At 69.3% G+C, this 17,939-nt stretch carries 13 protein-coding genes; 3 read left to right on the forward strand and 10 right to left on the reverse strand.

Features of this window, described 5'->3' with window-relative positions; genetic code table 11:
• Positions 1-109: 109 nt before the first annotated feature.
• The 7 genes from MJ785_RS13620 to MJ785_RS13650 all read right to left on the reverse strand — a co-directional run bounded on the left by MJ785_RS13620 (position 110) and on the right by MJ785_RS13650 (position 11,355).
• Positions 110-1,102 carry a sortase gene (locus tag MJ785_RS13620; protein ID WP_239381214.1) on the reverse strand — a complete coding sequence of 331 codons (993 nt, stop codon included), beginning with the start codon at positions 1,100-1,102 and terminating at the stop codon, positions 110-112.
• A gap of 5 nt (positions 1,103-1,107) precedes the next feature.
• A complete protein-coding gene (locus MJ785_RS13625) occupies positions 1,108-3,441 on the reverse strand; it encodes a hypothetical protein (RefSeq protein WP_239381216.1) in 2,334 nt (777 codons plus the stop codon).
• 267 nt (positions 3,442-3,708) lie between these two features.
• Complete coding sequence (locus MJ785_RS13630; protein ID WP_239310965.1) at positions 3,709-4,863, reverse strand: PstS family phosphate ABC transporter substrate-binding protein; 1,155 nt, start codon at positions 4,861-4,863, stop codon at positions 3,709-3,711.
• Between the two features lie 204 nt (positions 4,864-5,067).
• Positions 5,068-6,819: a phosphate ABC transporter substrate-binding protein PstS gene (locus MJ785_RS13635; RefSeq protein ID WP_239381218.1), complete on the reverse strand. Its 1,752-nt coding sequence runs from the start codon at positions 6,817-6,819 to the stop codon at positions 5,068-5,070.
• Complete coding sequence (gene pstA / locus MJ785_RS13640; protein WP_239310967.1) at positions 6,819-7,985, reverse strand: phosphate ABC transporter permease PstA; 1,167 nt, start codon at positions 7,983-7,985, stop codon at positions 6,819-6,821. Before pstA ends, MJ785_RS13635 begins: the two co-directional genes overlap by 1 nt.
• Entirely contained in the window at positions 7,985-9,073 is a 1,089-nt protein-coding gene (pstC, locus tag MJ785_RS13645) for a phosphate ABC transporter permease subunit PstC (protein WP_239310968.1), read from the reverse strand. The genes pstA and pstC overlap by 1 nt, the downstream gene beginning before the upstream one ends.
• Before the next feature lie 239 nt (positions 9,074-9,312).
• Positions 9,313-11,355, reverse strand: coding sequence for an FAD-dependent oxidoreductase (locus tag MJ785_RS13650; RefSeq protein ID WP_239310969.1), 2,043 nt, complete (start codon positions 11,353-11,355; stop codon positions 9,313-9,315).
• A gap of 333 nt (positions 11,356-11,688) precedes the next feature.
• Between MJ785_RS13650 and MJ785_RS13655 the strand changes: the two genes are divergently transcribed.
• Positions 11,689-12,171, forward strand: coding sequence for a pyridoxamine 5'-phosphate oxidase family protein (locus MJ785_RS13655; RefSeq protein WP_239310970.1), 483 nt, complete (start codon positions 11,689-11,691; stop codon positions 12,169-12,171).
• Here MJ785_RS13655 and MJ785_RS13660 read toward each other — a convergent pair.
• On the reverse strand, positions 12,085-13,191 hold the full coding sequence (locus tag MJ785_RS13660; protein WP_370652947.1) for a lysylphosphatidylglycerol synthase transmembrane domain-containing protein: 1,107 nt from the start codon (positions 13,189-13,191) through the stop codon (positions 12,085-12,087). The genes MJ785_RS13655 and MJ785_RS13660 overlap by 87 nt on opposite strands.
• Before the next feature lie 95 nt (positions 13,192-13,286).
• Here MJ785_RS13660 and MJ785_RS13665 point away from each other — a divergent pair, with 95 nt between their 5' ends.
• Both MJ785_RS13665 and MJ785_RS13670 read left to right on the forward strand, forming a co-directional pair.
• Positions 13,287-13,547 carry a hypothetical protein gene (locus MJ785_RS13665; protein ID WP_239310971.1) on the forward strand — a complete coding sequence of 87 codons (261 nt, stop codon included), beginning with the start codon at positions 13,287-13,289 and terminating at the stop codon, positions 13,545-13,547.
• Positions 13,544-13,999: a type II toxin-antitoxin system VapC family toxin gene (locus tag MJ785_RS13670; protein ID WP_239310972.1), complete on the forward strand. Its 456-nt coding sequence runs from the start codon at positions 13,544-13,546 to the stop codon at positions 13,997-13,999. Before MJ785_RS13665 ends, MJ785_RS13670 begins: the two co-directional genes overlap by 4 nt.
• A 241-nt stretch (positions 14,000-14,240) precedes the next feature.
• Here MJ785_RS13670 and dxs read toward each other — a convergent pair whose 3' ends face one another.
• Both dxs and MJ785_RS13680 read right to left on the reverse strand, forming a co-directional pair.
• Entirely contained in the window at positions 14,241-16,187 is a 1,947-nt protein-coding gene (gene dxs, locus MJ785_RS13675; RefSeq protein WP_239310973.1) for a 1-deoxy-D-xylulose-5-phosphate synthase, read from the reverse strand.
• 374 nt (positions 16,188-16,561) lie between these two features.
• The gene (locus MJ785_RS13680; protein ID WP_239310974.1) at positions 16,562-17,848 is read right to left on the reverse strand and encodes a class I SAM-dependent RNA methyltransferase; all 1,287 of its coding nucleotides are present in this window, start codon (positions 17,846-17,848) and stop codon (positions 16,562-16,564) included.
• Positions 17,849-17,939 lie beyond the last annotated feature (91 nt).

A 17,939-nucleotide genomic window follows, 5' to 3' on the forward strand; every position in this document is an offset into this window, starting at 1 on the left:
CGTCGCCGTGCCCAAGGGCGCAGGCTCCGCTACGGCCGGGAACCGCGCGGTCGGCTTGTCAAGCGCGGGCACGCCGGTCACGGGCGCGTCAGGCACGATGTCCATCCCTTCAGAGCAGGTTCGGGAGCAGGCGGGCGAGGTTCTCGTAAACGTTCCAGACCACCGCGACCAGCACAGGCGCGCTCACGAGATAGGCCGGCCACCGTTCCCAGCGGTGGAACAACCAGGTCGCGCACACCACCGCGACGAGGAGTACCTGCGCCCAGAGCAACAGGGGCAGGGCGGCGGCCGGCTCGCTGGCGAGGGAACGCTCGTCGGCGTAGATGGCCGGCCGGACACCCGCGGACGGCGCCACGGCGGTCGTCAGCTTGGCGGTGACCACCAGTGTGTGGCTCGGGCTGACGGCCGGCGCCGAGGTCACCAGCGTGATCCGGTTGACCGGCGCGGTCAGCGGCCGCGGTGGGGTGCGCCCGTCGCGGACCTCGACGACCGTGAACGTCGCGCTGCCGAGACCGGTCGTCGCGACGATCTCATCGCCGATCCGCAGCTTGTCGAGCTTCGCGAAAGGCGCGCCGAACGTCGAACGCCGACCGTAGACAACCGCCGTGCCGGCCTGGCCGGGCAGCGGTGTGTCCCGCCGATGACCGAGCCCACGGGTGAGCGCGCCGCTGGTGGTACCCTCGACGACGACCTGACGCACCTTCAGCCGAGGAATCTCGACGATCGCCACCGGCACCCCGGGCGTGATGGGTGGTGCGACCGGAGCAACCTCATCACCGGTCTGGGCGAGCTGGCCGCGAAACGTCTTGTAGAGGTTGTCCTGGGTCCGGGTCTGCTGCAGCCCGGACACCGCGAGCAGATAGCCGGCGAAGCCGAGCATCAGCGCGGCCAGCATGAGGAGAACCCGCCCGACGGCGATCCCGATGACCGCCCGGCCACCGGCGGGCTGGCGCCGCGGCGGCCCGCCGGTGGCCGGGCGCGCCGTTGCCCATGCCGCCGTTGTCCGTGTCGTCGCCGTCGCTGTGGCCGCCGTCGCTGTCGCCGCCGTCACTGCCGTGGTGGGGGCCGTACCCGGCGCTGATGCCTGAACCGTCACGCGCACCCCGCCTACTTCCACATCCGCGGGAGCACCCGGGCCAGCGACCGTGCCCAGGCCGGCGCGGGTTCACCCCGTGAGTACCCGACAAGCCCCAGGCCGAATACCACGGAAGCGAATCCGATCACGACCAGGAGCAGTATGGCGTGCCGCCCGACGCCGGTGGACTCCACCAGCGGTCCCGACCTGGCCGACGTGGTGAACGCCGAGGTGGCGCTCGCCCTCGGGACGGCTCGGGCCGATGGGCTGGCGCCGGACCGAGCGGTCGCCGTCGGGCTGGGGGCGGGCGTGGCCGTGCCGCCGCCGGTCGAGGTGGTACCGCCAGCACTCGCCGACGTGTCGCCGCTGTCCTGCCCGGACGTTGTGGTGCCGCCCACGGCGGCATTGCCCGCGGCGGCGGAGGCCGCCTGCGCCCCGGGCGACGGGCTCGCCGAAGCGGTGGGTGTACCGGCCGACGCCGGCGCGGCCTGGAGGCGTACCGCGGTCTCGACCGTACGGGCCTGCGCTACCAGATCCGCCGGCAGACTCAGATAGCCGTTGGGCAGCTGACCGTTGTCGATACCGTGCTCTTGGCCCTTCACCGCGGCCAGGTCGATGAAATCGGCGATCTTGCCGGCTTTGGTCCTGTCGATGCCGCTGGTCGGGACCATCGCGTAGTGAACCAGCACGAGCGGGTAGACGGCCGGGTCGGTCGCGGTGTGGTCGGCCTGGCGGACGCCGTCCGCATCGACGGTCATGGCTTTGACAGCCGCCGCCATGGACGCCTCGGTCGGAGTGGTGAAGGAGCCGGCGGCGTTCTTCAGCTCCGCCTGCGGCATGCTCAGGTTGGTCGCGTCCGCGCTGTCAAAGAGCACGAACAACGACCGGAAGCCCTGTCGTGCCGCCGCGTAGGAGGACGGCTGATGGCTGGGATCCTGGTCGGAGATGCTGCTCGGGTCCTTGCCCGCCGGAGCGCCGGCCGCGGCCTGGCGGACGACCGCGTCCAGCCCGCTCAGCGGGGCGAACGTCATGTTCATCGCCGACGTCGGATCGACCGTGCGGAACGTGTCGAGCGGGAATCGCAGGCCGCCCTTGTTCCAGGCGTCGAGGAAGTAGTCGCTGACATGCATGCCGGCCGGGTCCTTGGTGCCCTTGAGGAAGGCGCTCGCATCCGGGTCCGCGGCGAGCCAGCGAGTCAGCTCGTAGGTCAGGTCCTCACCGTCGGCGGTGAGCACCGGCGGGAAGTAGTTCTGGGCGGTGAAGTCCCGTGCCCAGGCGACACCGGGGTTGAGCGCCTGGAACTCCGGGTCCGCGAAGATCGTCACTGGGTTCCCAGCCGTCCCCGGGTTGGGGCAGTACGCGCTGCCAGGCCCGGTGATGGGCGCCGTGGGGTCGCAGCCGGGCGGCCCACCGGAACCGTAGAGACCGGGGTAGGACTGCGTGAGCAGCTTCGCGATCAGCCGTGCGTTCAGCCTGAGCGAGGTGACCTGCTGGTGGGTCACGGGATCGTCGAGCAGGAAACCGACCGAAATACCGGACACCGCCAGCGGCGCGTAGGCCACCGGATTCGGGCCGGTCGCGCCGGTGGCGGCCGGGCGCGTGGTCAGCGCCATGTCCACGCTGCCGGCGGCATAGTCCGACCGGGCCTGGACGTCACCGAGCAGCGAGTAGTCGACATTGAGCGCGGGCGTGCCCGCGCACGACCTGGCGGTCCAGCTCAGCATCGCGAGGTTCGCCACGGGCGCGCCCGCGGAGGTGAAGTCGGGGTTGTTGATCGAGCACGCCCCGGCGCCGAGACGGAAGGCCAACGGGATGGTGACGTGTGGCGCCCAGCTGTTCACCAGCTCGACGGACGGCGTCGTGAGCTTCCACAGCACCAGCGAGCACGGCTGGGTCGAGTTACAGCCAAGGCTGGTCAGTTCGCGCCCCGTCTCGACCACGAAGTCGGCGCTGCCCGTCCCGGCCGGCTGCGTGATCGCTTTGCGCCTGTTACCCGGCCCGTCCGGGCCCGCGCCGTTGAGCCCGCCGAGCGCGCTGGGATCGGAACCCGACGCCAGCGTCTCGGAGCCGTAGCAGTCACCGGCGGACTTCGGCGCGGCTCGGCATTGGTAGATGCGAACCTCGTTCGTCGACAGCTCCGTCCCGCTGGACGGGAAGCCCCGCCAGCTGACGTGGATCGCCTCGAAACCGAGATCGGTCGTCTTGCTGACCGTCACCGAGGCGTTCGCCCCGATCGCCGGTGCCGGGAAGGTCCTCGCCACCGAGACGTCCGCGGCCCGTGCCGGTTGCGGCCCCGGCAGCAGCAGCGAGCCGGTGAACACCATGACCGCGCCAGCCAGCGCGAGCGCGACGCCCGCCCGCGGCACCTTGGCCCCCCGCGGCCGCCGGGCGCACGGGGAGGGCCGTGTGCGCGCGTCCGTTGGCCAGCCAGGCAATTTCGGTGACACGTCTTCTCCAGCGCCGGGGAGGGACACGCCGCGGACGGGCGTGCGGTGGTGTCGGGACCCACCCGGGTATCGGGACCTACCCGGCCAGTCACGACGGAACATATGGATGGATGCGCCGCAGAGCCCGGCGCGGACACCGGGCCCTGCGGTTAACACGGGTGCGCTCTGGGGCGGGCCGCTGGCCTGCTAGGAAAGGCCGTACTTGGCACCGCAGAGCGTGCCCGTACCCGACGTGGGCAGCGAGACAAAGCCCTCGTTGACGCCGAGCGGGTGGGTGCAGATGTAGCCGGCCTTACCGAAGACCGCGGTGTAGCCTGACCAGATCTTGTCCAGACCGGTGCTGCCAGGCTGGTTCTTGAGCACGTTGAACAGCAGGCGGGGGAACTTGCCGCTGGTGTTCAGGGAGTACGGGCCGGCCGCGCCGTTGGCGACGTCGGGGACTGTGGCGGGAACGCTGTCGATCTGGCGGACGGTGAAGCCATTGCGGTTGTCCACGTCGCCGCCGCGGGACTGGGCGACCCACTTGCCAGCCGAGTACGGCACCAGCGCGTCACCGATCGCGTCTCCGGCCTGGAGGTTGGCCTGGAGACTCACACCGCTGTTCTCCTCCAGGGTGGCGGGCTGACGTACGCACGCGCCCGGCGTCAGGGCCGCGTTCGGGCCGTTGACATCACCACCGTTGTTCAGCGCCTTGAGGAAGGAGTTCCGCGTGCCCGAGCCCGACTGCGGCAGGTACGGCTCGATGGGCGAGCTCGGCAGGGCCGAGTTGATGACGTGCCAGTCGGTCAGGGTGCACAGGTAGATGCTCTTCAGCTGGCTGGTGCTGACGGTCTTCGGCGTCAGCTTGGGCGAGACCGGCTTCGCGGCCCAGGTCACCACGTCCTTGGCGTACGCGATGAAGGTCTTGTCGACGTCCGAGGGCTTCGTCGCGTCCGGGTAACGCGAGGAACGCGCGAAGTCGACGCACACGCCGGGCGCGTTGTATGCGGCCGGGTCGTTGTTCAGGGCTGTGACACCCGCGCTCGAGCCGTTCGGCCGGGCATAGTTCGCACAGCCAGCCTTCGCGGTGATGGGGGTTGTGCCGGTCGCGTTCCAGCTGTAGAGCTTCTTCGACGGGTTCGTCGCGTTGTACGACGTCGAGTAGTCGTTCAGGATGTTCTGCGTGGTGTCCGAACCCACGCCGACGATGTCGCCGGCCGCCGGGGTGACGTTCGCTGGCGGGTCGGCCAGGGCAGGTCCGCCCATGGCGCCCACGGCCAGCGCCGTGGCCGTTACGGCGACCACGCGGGCCGCCTTCTTCGGAATATTCATGTTCCACTCCTCGTCGGGAACGGTTTTCACCTGGCGGCACGCAACCACCGCCGAGCCGTCAGGTGGCTCCGGTGTGACGTTTCCATGCTTCTGATGAACACGGCCAGCCATCCGGGGGATTTACCGGGCAGCTATCGGGTAACCATTCAGTAAACACCCGTGAATATGCGTTCACGGGTGGGCTCGACATTTTGCGGCGGCGAAGAAAATGAATTCTCGGGGGCCGGGTAGCGCTCATTCAGGTGGCGGCGGGCGGCGGCTCAGCTGTGCGCTCAACAACGGTGGGACAAAGAAGGCGGCCAACACGGTGAGGCCGGCGAGCACAAAAAGAATGTTCGCCTGGTGACCGCCCTGGCGCAGGCTTGACACCGATACCGGGGCGGCGGAGATGTCGCTCCCGCCGGGTCCACCTGAGCCGTTGCCGCTGGCCGCGCCGACAAGCTGTCCGGTCTCCGGGTCGATCGTCGTGCCTGTGCCTGTGCCTGTGCCCGTGCCCGCCGAGCCGGTACCGTTCGATGCCTCCCCGCCCGTCCCGGTAACACCCGTCCCGGCGCCGCCGGAGGTATCGCCGGCCGTGCCGCCCGAACCACTGCCGCTGGCAGCGCCGCCGGAAGCGCTACCGGAACCGGTGCCGCCACCAGCGCCGCTGGACGTGCTGGCCGTTGTCGTGGCGCACGCCGCCGCGCCGGCCTTCGCGCAGGCGGGGGGCGCTGGCGCGGTGTTCAGCACCTGCAGCGCGGGATTGTTGCAGCTGGCCAGGGCAGGCGGCGCAACGTGCCCCGGTATGCGGCTCAGCTGGTCGAAACCGGCCTGCACGAGGTTGACCGGCAGGGGCGAGAACCCGAGGTTCTCCGCCTTCTGCTGACCGGCGCACAGAAAGTAGCTCATGAAGGTCGACAGGGTCCGCCCCTTGTCGGGCGTGAACCGCCCCACCGCCTCGACCGGAACAATCATGTAGCTGTAGCTCGAGATGGGGTAGGCACGAGGGTCGTTGTAGGCGTAGACGCCGTCCAGGTTCTGGGTGAGGTCGGTGTTGATTTTCGCCTGCGTGAGAGCCACCGCCACATCTCCCGCGGTTGGCTGGACGTAATAGCCACCGGCATTCAGGATGCTTGCGACCGGGAATCCCGAACGCTGGGCGTAGGAGTACTCGACGTAGGTGATGGAGCCCTCGCCGTACGGAGCGGCGACATAGTTGGCGACGCCGCTTGACAGGGCCTGGCCCTTCGCCCCGGGAAATGTCGGGTAGAACGACTGCAGCCCGCAGTTGCCGGTGAAACCCGCGTACCTGCCGCAGAAGTCCGCCCAGAGCCCGGGGTACTGCTTCGACATGTAGAGCGTGAACTGGGCGGACGTACCCGAACCATCCGAGCGAAGGACCGGTGTGATGGCCTTGTCCGGCAGCTGCCGACCGTTGTCCCTGGTGATCGCGGCATCCGACCAGTTGGTGATGACCCCGGTAAAAATCTTGGTAAGGGTCTCGCCCGACAGCCGGAGATTCGTGACCTGTTTCCCGGCGACGGTCAGGTGATACATGAACGACGTCCCACCCGCGACGATGGGCAGATAGGCATACGGCCGCCTGGCCGCGAGCGGCAGCTCATCAGTGTCGTTGCTGCCCGGGATCCGCGGCTGGAACGGGATCTCGGACACCGCGAAGTCGTTGAGACCGTTCCAGTAATCCGACCGTCCCGATGAAGAACCGTTACCGGTGTAGTTGACCGGAAGGCCGTTCTTGCGGACGTCGCGAACCCACTGGCTGATCATGATCTCACTCCAGGTGGAGCCGGATCCGGCCACGGCCGCATAGGGGGCGTCGGCGCTGGCGGGCGGCGTCGCCCCGATCCCGGCCCCGCCGGCCGCGGCCACGATCAGCATGATCGCGACGAATCGGGCGACCAGCCGGCGCCTCCTCGTGCCCGGCGGCCTGCCTCGTGCGGGCGTGTTTCCTGAGCGGGCATCTCCCGGGGAGACATTGGGCATCATCAGGACACCTCCGCGGAGCGGCGCTTCTGCCGGCGTGAGAGCTGTCCGGGGCCACGGCCTCCGACAACGCGGGCGATGACGAACAGCGTGAGTACGAGCGCGAGAAGCGTCAGCGCCGCGCCATAGGCCCGCGCGACCGACTCGGGCTGGGGGAACTTGACGTAGTTGAGGACGTAGAGGGGCAGGGAGAGCATCGCGCCGTGGGCGGGGTCGGCGTTGAGGTCATTGGTGAAACCCGCCGTGAGCAGCACCGGCGCAGTCTCACCAACGCCGCGCGCAACCCCGAGAATGACCGCTGTCAGCAGGCCTGGGCGGGCGGTGGGCAGCACAACATGCCACACGGTCTTCCACTGGCTCGCGCCGAGTGCGAAGGAGGCCTCCCGCAGCCCACCGGGGACGATCCGGAATACCACTTCCGCTGTCCGGGTAATGATCGGCATCATCATGATGGTGATGGCAAGGGAGGCGGCGAACCCGCACCGGTTCGTGCCGAGCGCCAGCACGACGGTCGCGAAGATGAACAGGCCCGCGACCACCGACGGAATCGCGCTCATCGTGTCGACGATCGTGCGTACCGGCCGGGCGAGAGGGCCGCGTATCTCATTGAGGAACAACGCGGTGGTGATACCGAGCGGCACTGAGATGAATACCGCGACACCGACCTGCAACAGCGTGCCCACAATGGCATGGAGTGCCCCGCCCGAGGTCAGTGGGTCGGACGGGGCTGTCACCGACATTGTTCGCGTGAAGAAGTTGAGGTGCAGGGCCGTGTAACCACGAAACGCCGTATAACCAATTATTACAGAAAGTAAAGCAACGACCATTATCCCGGCCGCATGGCAGATCACCGACATGACGCGGTCGACGAGCGCGACACCACGGCCGTCCCCCGTCAGCAGCACGGTCGAGTAAACGGCCAGGAAGAGGACGTACCAGCACACCCAGAAACCGACAGTCCCCGACAGCGGCAGAATCCGCTCGAACAGGATCCAGGTGAGGCACAGCGCGCAGAGCGCGGATCCGCCGATGGCGGTCACGTCGCTGGCAGTGACCTGAGCCGGCCGGATCCGGACCTCCGGCGGGAGTACTGGCTGGTCGGGTCCGGCGAGGTCCGGCCCGGCGGCGGGCGCCGTGCGCCCACGCGGTGCAGGTGCGGTGAGCGCCATCAGATCTCCGTTGCCGCGCCGGAACGCGACCGGCTGATGATGGTCGAGGCGAAGGCGTTGACCACGAGCGTCAGGGCGAAGAGCACCAGCCCGGCGCCGAAGAGGGCGGCCAGACCGAACGAACCGGACTCGTTGTAACGCAGCGCGATGAGTGAGGAAATCGACATCCCGCCCTGCTGCAAAATGTGAGTCATCCGCCCGGGTGACGCGAAGAGCGGCGCGATGATCAAGTAGACGGCGATCGTCTCGCCGAGTGCCCGGCCCAGGCCGAGCATGACCGCGCCGACCATGCCGCCTCGGCCGAACGGGATGACGACAGCGCGGATCATGCCCCAGCGCGTGCCGCCCAGCGCCAGCGCCCCCTCCCGCTCACCCACCGGAGCCTGCGAGAAGACCTCGCGCATGATCGATGTAATGATCGGCGTGACCATCAGCGCGACGACGAGCCCGGCGATGAAGGTCGACGAGGCGTACTGGCCGAGCCCGCTGACTCCGCCGTCGGTCCGGAAGAAGGGCAGCCAACCGAGGTGGTCGGTCAGCCAGCGGCTCACCGTGATGGCTCGCGGCTGGAGAAAGAAAAACCCCCACAGCCCGTAGACGATGCTTGGAATAGCGGCCATGAGGTCAAGCAGCGAAACCATCGGGCGGCGCAGCGCCCGGGGCGCGTACTCGGCGACGAACAAAGCCGTACAGATCGACAGTGGAACGGCGACAACCAACGCGACGCCGGCAATGAGGATCGTCCCCGGCAGCACGGCGCCGACGCCGAACCTGGTCGAGCTCGGCAGCCACTGGGTTTCGGTGAAAAACGACCAGCCGACCCGCCGCAGCGCCGGCAGCGCCTTGTACAGCAGGAATACACCGATGAAGCCCATCGTCGTCATCACGGTTATGGCGGCCGTCCGGCCGACGCCGTGAAACAGCCGGTCAGCCGGGCCGGGGCGCGGGTTCGTGTCGCGCCGCGCCTCAGCCGGGGCGACCGAGCCCGCGCCGGCGCCCGCCGCGCCAGAGCCGGCCCCCATAACCGCGGCTCGGGGCAGTTTCAGCCAGCCGAGAAAATTCATGGTCGAACGCTCTTCGGTCATCATGTATACGCACCGTACGTCACAGTGGAGTTACCCCCTGACCGGCGTCGGCGACGCCGGTTCCGCTCCATTGCTTTGACATAAAAACAGACGTCGCCTCCCGGGTGGCGAGCCGAAGGTGAACAGGCCCCGAATTCTGCTGGCCGGTGGGCGGGTCCCCGGGTATACGAAATGAACGGCCGCTCATTCTCGCGGCCGGGGACCGGCCCGGTCGATGCGGCCGTCCGGTCCGGACGAAGCGATCAACCGGAGCGGACGAAGCGAGCCGCGTCGGCGACCACATAGTTGTCGGTTCCGGTGGTCGCCATGGTCACGCTCCCTGCCGTGCCCGCGTCGAACGGCCACGCCCCGAGCAACGCCCACCGGCCGCCCCCGACACGTTGATCCACGGTGAGCGTTGCCGAACCGCCCCGGTAGGCAACGGTCACCGGCACGTTCGACGCCCGCGCGGCCGTCGACGTCCACCGCAGGTACACCCGATAGGTACCGGCCGCCCGGAGGGACGGGACGAAACGGACGCTCTTGCCGCCCTTGCCGGCGTTGTTGTCATGCAGATAGCCGGTCCCGTAGTAGCCCGCGATCGCCGAACTGGCCGGCCAGGAGCCGGTGACCGCCGTCATCGGGTCGGTGTCGTCGACAGCGACGTCGGGATAGTCGAGCACGGCCATGTCCTCGAACAGCCGCGCGCGAAGCGCCGCGGGATCGACTCCCTGCGCGTTGGCCCCGCTGTCGAGCGCGAGCTTGGCCGCGGCGCCGGCCGCCTGCCCGAGAATCATGAAAACCGGTTCCATCCGCAGCGAGCTGTAGGCGACGTGCGACGCCGACAGGCAGACCGGGACGATGAGGTTCGTGCACTGCGCGCTGTCGGGAACCATCGCCCGGTACGGCAGCCGGAACGGCGCGGGTAACGCGATCTGGATGTCGCCCTCGTTCTTCACCTGCCCACCGACGACGAGCCGCTGGCAGTTGTGGGAGTCCCGCGAGTAGCTCGCGAGCCCGACGCCGTCGGCGACCGCGGTCTGGCCGCGACAGTCCGCCTCGGTGAGGACGTAGCGCGAGCTCACCATCCGACGAGCTTCGCGCACATAGAGTTGCGGCGGCCAGTTGCCGGTGGCGGTGAACTCGTCGGGTGCCAGCCCGAAGGCCGCGACCGCGGAGCGGACGTCCGAGCGCACCGCGCTGTCGTTCGCCAGGAAGTAGAGCAGGCCCTGCTGGTAGGAAGTGTGATCAGCCACGATCTGCGCACGCTGGGACCAGCTCGCGCGCGGGTACCCGTCGGCGGCGCCAACATGGTCGAACGAGAACGGCCCGGCGCTGTTTGCGTCGAACTTGCCGTTCCGCAACACCGTGTTGTTCATGAACGCCGCGGCCTTGTCGGTGAACGGGTCGGCGTACCCGGCCGCGATCAGGCGCGGTACGAGGGCGTAGCGGCTCGGGTCATAGCCGGCCGGCCGCGGGAACGCGATCCGGTTCGGCGCCTTGGTCAGGCAGAGCCGGTAACAGTACGCCTGGACATGAGCGTCACCGCTGCCGGTGGCCGCGAGGGCGGCCGCGGAGATCTCGGGAAGCAGCCCGCTGGCCGGGTCGCCCGCACGCCGGTACGGGTCGACCGCGGCGGTGAACTGGTTCTTGGCAAGCAGCTGCACCCCGTTGTTGGACTCGCCGTACACCGCGTTCGACTCACGGCCGATCACATAGCGCACCCCGGCGAGTGCCAGCAGGTCCCCCTCGTAGGAGGCATCGATGAACATCTGGGCCCGTACCACGGTGCCGTCACCGGCCACCACCGAGGTGAGCCGGGAGCCGCTGCGGCCGACGGAGGCCAGCGTCCGCCGGGTGTAGACCGGCACCTGCGCACCGGTGAGCAGGTCGGTCATGACAGCCGCGGCCACCCGAGGCTCAAAGGTGGTCTGCATCGGCGTCGCGGCTCCGAGCGGGCCGCCGTTGTAGGCGACATACACTCTGCGGTAGAACTCGCGCGCGAACCCACCGACGGCGCCGCCCGTACCGATGTCGGTCTGGCTGAGCCCGCCCGTTGTCATACCGCCGATGTGGGCGGTCGGTTCGATGATCACAACCGAGCCGCCCATGCGACGCATCTGCACGGCGGCGGCGACGCCGGCCATGGTCGCGCCATACACGCACAGATCCGCCGTTATCGGTGCGACCGCGCTGGCTGACGATGTGACGGTCAGCTCAAGGGCCGCGACCGAACCGGCGGCAGCCGCCATCCGGAGCAGATCCCGGCGGTGCGGCCCAGCGCTCATGATCGGTCGGCGGGCCATGGATCCCCTCGTCGGTCGGTTGACGCCGGCCGGCGCGTCGGGCAGCCGGGCGCATCGGGCAGCTGGGTGGAACGACGACGCCCTGTCGAGACGGCGACGCCGGCAGCGGGCCGCCGATGCTCATGGCGCTCCGTACGTCGATCTCCCAGCCGGCAGCTTGGACCTTAACGACGCGTGATTCCCGGAAGCAACGACCAGCACGTCACATGCACACACCGATCCAACGTCCAGCGGGAGACCGCACGGTAAATCAGTTGCTCTCTCCCCCGGAAGCGTCCAGGAAGCATCCAGGAGCCGGCCGGGAACCGGCCGGTGCCTGGCAGCATGGGCGGTATGGCGAACTGGAGTGAGGCTGAACGAGCCGCGCCCGAGCTGGCGGCTGCGGTCCGGGGGCGCTTCGAGGCGCACGGGCTCGCGATCCTCGCGACCATCCGGCGTGACGGATCTCCTCGGGTGAGCGGGGTCGAGCCGTTGTTCGCACTCGGCGAGCTGTGGCTCGGCATGATGCCCGGCTCCCGGAAGGGAGCCGATCTGTGCGGGGACCCACGATGCGCCCTGCACAGCGCAACCACCGACAAGAACGTCACCGAAGGCGACGCAAAGATCAACGGCAGGGCGGCCGTCGTGACCGGCACCGAAAGCCTGGACGCCTACCAGGCCGCGTGGGCCGCAGCCACCGCCACGCCGGTACCCGAGCCGTTCACCCTGTTCAGGATCGACGTCACCGGCCTAAGCATGATCGGGGTCGCCGGTGAGGAGCTCACCATCGACTTCTGGCGCGAGGGGGAGCAGCCCAGGCGAACCACCCGCACGTAGCTCTCGTCCGCCGGTACGCACGGCCGCGCCGCATACCGCCCACAGCAGGTCGGCCACGGTCGCGAGCAGCCGGCTGACCAGGGCGAGCAACGTCGCCGGGCCGTGCGCGAGCACCGGCGCCAACGCCAGGATCAGTACGGCCTCGCGCACGCCCGCACCAGCCGGGACCAGCGGGACGAGGAACCCAGCCGTCCACGCGAGCGCGTACCCGCCAACCGCGAGCAGCAGCAGGCGGGGCCCGTGCACGGACGGAGCAAGATCACGCACCAGCAGCCAGGTCGCCACGCCGTAGAGGACAAAGCCCGTCAGCAGCCAGCCGGCACCGGCCAGCACCGGGCGGACGGCAAGCGGACGCTCCAGCGGTGGCCGGCGCAGCAGGCCGAACGCGAGCGCCAGCAACCTGGACAGCACCGGTGGATACAGCACCACCGCAAGCCCTGGTACCGCCAGCAGCGCCCACCCGTAGTGACCTAACGCGGTCGCCGACACGAACGGCAGGGTCACGGCCGCGGCCAGCCCGCCGCACGGGACCGCCAGCGCCAGCACGATCAGGCTCGCCGACGCGGCCTTCACCCGGGACACGCCGTAGGCCCTCGACAGCTCCATCTGCGCCAGCACCGGCCACACGCTGCCCGGGACGTACTTGCCGATCTGCCCGACGAAGAACACCCGCACGGCCGCCTGTAACGGCAGCGCCGTGCCGAGCCCCACCAGCAGTGCCCGCCAGGACAACACGCTCGTCCCGACCGCCAGCACGGTGACGCCCCCGGCCGCGGCGACGCTCACCACGGTCAGCTCGTCGAACGACGCCCGGACCGCGTTCCACTGACCGACCAGCGCAAGGCCGAGCAACCCGACCGCCAGCAGCAACGCCGCCCGCGCCAACCACCACCGCGGCCCTCGACGCCTGGGTTCTAACTGGCCCGGTCCTGGTCGGCCCAGTTCTTGTCGGCTCGGTTCTGGGTGACAGCGCCCGGCCGGTCGACCAACCCTTCTGCCAACAGAACGTACATGCCACATCCGCTCAGCGTAGCGTTGATCCGGTCAACTCCGACAACAGCAATCACATCATCACGCCATCATGACAGCAAACAACCTGATGCTATGATGCCAGGATGCGTACGACAGTGACTCTCGACCCAGATGTCGCGATGGCTCTCCGGGAAGTGGTTCGCGAACGGGGCATTTCCTTCAAGGAAGCCCTGAACGCACTCGTCCGCGCCGGCCTGGCGAGTAGACGCCAGGACGTTCCGGCCTATCGGCTACCCACTCGGTCGCTCGGGCTACGACCGGATGTCGACCTCGACAAGGCACTGCGGCTAAGTACCGAATTCGAGGACGCGGAGATCATCAACAGGCTTGAGCTCCGTACATGAAGCTGCCAGACGTCAACCTGCTCATCTACGCACTCGACGACACCTCACCACGACATCAATCATCGAGAGCCTGGCTCGAACGCACGCTGTCGGGCGCCGAGACCGTTGCGTTCGCGTGGCCGGTGCTGCTTGCGGTTATCCGCCTGACGACACACGCCACGATCTTTCGGAACCCGTTCCGTCCGGACGAAATTCTCGACATCGTTGATGGATGGCTTGCCAGACCCTGTGTCGTGATCGTCCATCCCACCGAACGTCACGCTGCGGTTCTACGCCAGTTGCTGGCACCGCTGGGAACGGCTGGGAACCTCACGTCCGACGCACATCTCGCCGCTCTCGCCGTCGAGCACAGCGCCGAGCTATGCTCCAGCGACGCCGACTTCGCCCGCTTTCCAGGCGTCCGATGGATTGATCCACTAAGAGCGCCCGAGGATAGGGCGTTCGATCAGTGAGCGGCTCATCCGCGCCCGATCCGGCAAGGCAGCGGAGGAAGGGCCCTGGTGTTGGGCGCCGACTGACGACAACGCGGCCGGGCGGGATGCGGGAGCCGGACAGTCCTCTTCTCGGGCGCTCTAGGGCGCGTATCGGGTTGCTGCCGGCAACGGGGTTTCTGCCCGGCCAAGAGAGTACGGGCACCCCTGTCGGGTACCCGTACTCTCTTGGCCTTACCGACCCCGAGGGGTGGTGTGGAGCTCAGAGCTGACCGGCCGCGCTTTCCTCCTCGGACTCCTCGGCATCCTCGTCGAGGACGGACGCGCGCCCCGCAACCATCTCGACGACCTTGCGGGCGAGCTCCTGGGCGGACAGGCCGATGTCGGCCATGACCTCCGGACGCTTGCCCTGGTCGAGGAAGGCCTGCGGGATGCCGAAGTCGCGCAGCGGCACGTCGACGTCGGCATCCCGCAGCATCTGCGCGAAGGTCGACCCGACCCCGCCGACCCGGCCGTTGTCCTCGACCGTGACCACGAGCGAATGCATCCGGGCGAGGTCCACGAGCACCGGATCCAGTGGCTTGACCCACCGCGGGTCGACAACCGTGATCCCGATACCGTGGCTCGCGACCCGCTCGGCGACCTGCAGGCAGGTACTCGCCATCGCACCCACCGCTACCAGGAGAACCTCCCGCGACGGTGTCGCCTCGGGCGAGCGGTAGAGGATGTCGACCGACCCAACCCGCTCGATCGCGGGGATGTCCGGGTTGATCTTGCCCTTGGCGAAGCGCACCACCGACGGCCCGTCGGAGATCGCCAGCGCCTCGCGGAGCTCGGCCCGCAGCGTGGGCTCGTCCCGCGGCGCGGCCAGTGCCAGCCCGGGTACGAGCTGCAGAAAGGACATGTCCCACATGCCGTTGTGGGATGGCCCGTCCTCACCGGTGACACCGGCCCGGTCCAGGACAAAGGTGACCGGCAGCCGGTGCATGGCGACGTCCATCAGCACCTGGTCGAAGGCGCGGTTGAGGAATGTCGCGTAGACGCACACCACCGGCTTGAGGCCGCCCATGGCCAGGCCCGCGGCGGAGGTGACCGCATGCTGCTCGGCGATACCGACGTCGAACACCCGGTCGGGAAAGGCCGTGGCGAACTTCTGCAGACCGACCGGCTGCAGCATGGCCGCGGTGAGGGTGACGACGTCCGGACGCTCATGGCCGATCTGGACGATCTCATCGGAGAAGACGCCCGTCCAGCTGGTGCCGCCGCCGCTGCCGGCCGTGGCCGGCTTGCCGGTACTCGGGTCGATGACCCCGACCGCGTGGAAACAGTCGGCGTCATCCTGCTCGGCGGCTGGATAGCCGAAGCCCTTGCGGGTCACGCAGTGGACGATCACCGGCCCACCGAAGTCACGGGCCCGCCGCAGCGCCGACTCGACCGCGTGGACGTCGTGCCCGTCCACCGGCCCCACGTACTTCAGGCCGAGGTCCTCGAACATGCCCTGGGGCTGGACGACGTCCTTGATGCCCTTCTTGATCCCATGCAGGGCGTCGTAGAGCGGCGCACCGACCAGCGGGGTACGGCCGAGTACCTGCTTGACGACGTCGAGGACCTGCTCGTACTCGGGCGCGAGCCGCAGGGCAGCCAGATGATCGGCCAGCCCACCGATGGTCGGGGCGTAGGAGCGCCCGTTGTCGTTGACGACCACGATCACCGGGCGGTCCGCAGCCGCGATGTTGTTCAACGCTTCCCAGCACATGCCGCCGGTCAACGCGCCGTCGCCCACAACGGCGACGACCGCGCGGGACTCACCACGCAGCGCGTACGCCCGGGCCAGCCCATCGGCGTAGGACAGGGCTGTCGAGGCGTGCGAGTTCTCGATGATGTCGTGCGGTGACTCGGCCTGGCTGGGATACCCGGACAGGCCGCCCCGCTGCCGCAGGTCCGCGAACGCGTCCGCGCGGCCGGTCAGGATCTTGTGAACATAGGACTGGTGGCCGGTGTCCCACAGGATCCGGTCATGGGGCGAGTCGAACACCCGGTGGATCGCGATGGTCAGCTCGACGGCGCCGAGGTTCGGCCCGAGATGACCACCTGTGCGCGCCACCGCGTGAATAAGAAAGTCGCGGATCTCCGCCGCCAGCGCGGGAAGATCGTCGACTGCCAGTCTCTTCAGATCGTGCGGATTGCGAACGGTCGACAGAAGCGACACCGACACTTCCTCTCCGTGCACTTCCTCCCCCTTTTTGAGGGGATCGGCCCCGGACGCCGCTCAGTCTACGCAGGTCAGGGGATCAGTCGCGGTCGCGGATTGGACATGTGAACACGTCCCAAACAGGTAGCAAGAAGGCCAGTCGACGCTTACGATGCGTGGTTTGCCCATGAGTATCCGGCCCCCCAGCGGCGCCGGGACACGTGCGTGTTCCTCTCGCCGGGCGTGTCCGCCACCGTGACATCGGACATGACATCGGACGTGACATCGGCCTCGGACGTGGCGCCCAGCCGGGCTGGGGAGTGCGCGGGCGTGTCCGGACACGGGCCTCGCTGGGCGCGGGCTCCCCCGTTGTGTCATCAGACCGTGTGTCATCAGACCGGCCCATGCAGTAACGCCACGCATTCGACATGGGCGGTCATCGGGAACAGATCGAACGCCCGCAGCTCCGCCAGGGAGTAGCCCTGCGCGACGGCCACCGCGAGATCCCGGCCCAGCGAGGCGGGATCACAGGCCACGTACACGACCGCCCGGGGGCCCAACGCAAGCAGTTCGCGCATCACAGCGGTGCCCGCGCCCGCTCGGGGCGGATCGAGGACGACGATGTCAGCGCCGGTACCGGCCAGCCCGCGCAGGGAGCCGGGCGAAACCCGGACGCCCCGTAACGACACCTGCGGGAGGTCGGCGAGGCTGCGCGCGGCGGACGCCACCGCGCGCGGGTCGGACTCCATCGCCACCACGAGACCGCCGGGACCGACGGCTTCGGCAAGCGCGGCGGTGAACAGGCCCGCGCCCGCGTACAGGTCGAGCGCCCGTTCCCCGGCGCGCGGCGCCAGGCCGGTCAGGACCGCGTCCACCAGCGCCTCGGGCGCACCCGGGTGGACCTGCCAGAACACCCCGGGAGCCAGGATGAACCGGCGCCCGCGTACCACCTCGACGATCTCGGTGTCGGCATCGCCGGCAGAAAAACCGGCAGCACGGGCTTCCGATGTGATAATCGTGCTGCCGCTCGACACGCTCGCGGCCACGTCGATCTCAGGCCCGGCAGCGCCATCGGCAGTGCCCGCGCCGGCCGCCGGGAAGGTCCGACCGGCGACGGCGGCGCGCACGAGCGGGTGCGCTATCCGGCAGTCCGCCGCCGCGACAATCTCGTGCGAGCGGTGCCCGCGCAAGGCGACCTCGCCCTGCTCCGTCAGCGTGTAACGCATCCGGGTGCGCCACCCCAGGCCGTCGGGCAGCGCGCCGGGCGGCGGATCCAGCGCCTCGACCTCCACCGGCCAGTCGAGCCCGGCCAGTCGGCGCAGCTGCTCACGGACCACCCCGGCTTTGAAGCGACGCTGCGCGGCAACGGAGGTGTGCTGCCAGTCGCATCCGCCGCAACGGCCGGGCCCGGCATGCGGGCACGGCGCGGCCACCCTGTCCGCCGACGGCCGCAGGACCTCGACGGCGTCAGCCCGCCAGTACCGGTCGTGCGAGGTGTCGGTCAGGCAGGCCCGGACCCGTTCACCCGGCAGCGCGTGCCGGACGAAGACAACCCGGCCCTGGTGGCGGGCCACGCACATCCCGCCATGCGCGACAGGCCCGATGTCAAGCTCGACAACCCGCACGGATTCGCCGGCGGCCCGCTCGGGAACGCCCGGCTGGGGGCGGTGACCGCTCACCGCCGGGTCGCTTCGGCGTCCGTGCCCTCAGCCGGCGCCGCGGCCGACGGCTGAGCCGCCGCCCGCCCGGCTCGCCCGGCTCGCCCGGCCC

The sequence above is a fragment of the Protofrankia sp. CiT1 genome (assembly GCF_917627335.1).
Lineage (GTDB): Bacteria > Actinomycetota > Actinomycetes > Frankiales > Frankiaceae > Protofrankia.

Coding starts and splice junctions, on each gene's coding strand:
- MJ785_RS13660 (WP_370652947.1), bottom strand. CDS start 13,191: ATGTGGCATGTACGTTCTGTTGGCAGAAGGGTTGGTCGACCGGCCGGG.
- MJ785_RS13670 (WP_239310972.1), top strand. CDS start 13,544: ATGAAGCTGCCAGACGTCAACCTGCTCATCTACGCACTCGACGACACC.
- MJ785_RS13665 (WP_239310971.1), top strand. CDS start 13,287: ATGCGTACGACAGTGACTCTCGACCCAGATGTCGCGATGGCTCTCCGG.
- pstC (WP_239310968.1), bottom strand. CDS start 9,073: ATGATGACCGAAGAGCGTTCGACCATGAATTTTCTCGGCTGGCTGAAA.
- pstA (WP_239310967.1), bottom strand. CDS start 7,985: ATGGCGCTCACCGCACCTGCACCGCGTGGGCGCACGGCGCCCGCCGCC.
- MJ785_RS13655 (WP_239310970.1), top strand. CDS start 11,689: ATGGCGAACTGGAGTGAGGCTGAACGAGCCGCGCCCGAGCTGGCGGCT.
- MJ785_RS13650 (WP_239310969.1), bottom strand. CDS start 11,355: ATGGCCCGCCGACCGATCATGAGCGCTGGGCCGCACCGCCGGGATCTG.
- MJ785_RS13635 (WP_239381218.1), bottom strand. CDS start 6,819: ATGATGCCCAATGTCTCCCCGGGAGATGCCCGCTCAGGAAACACGCCC.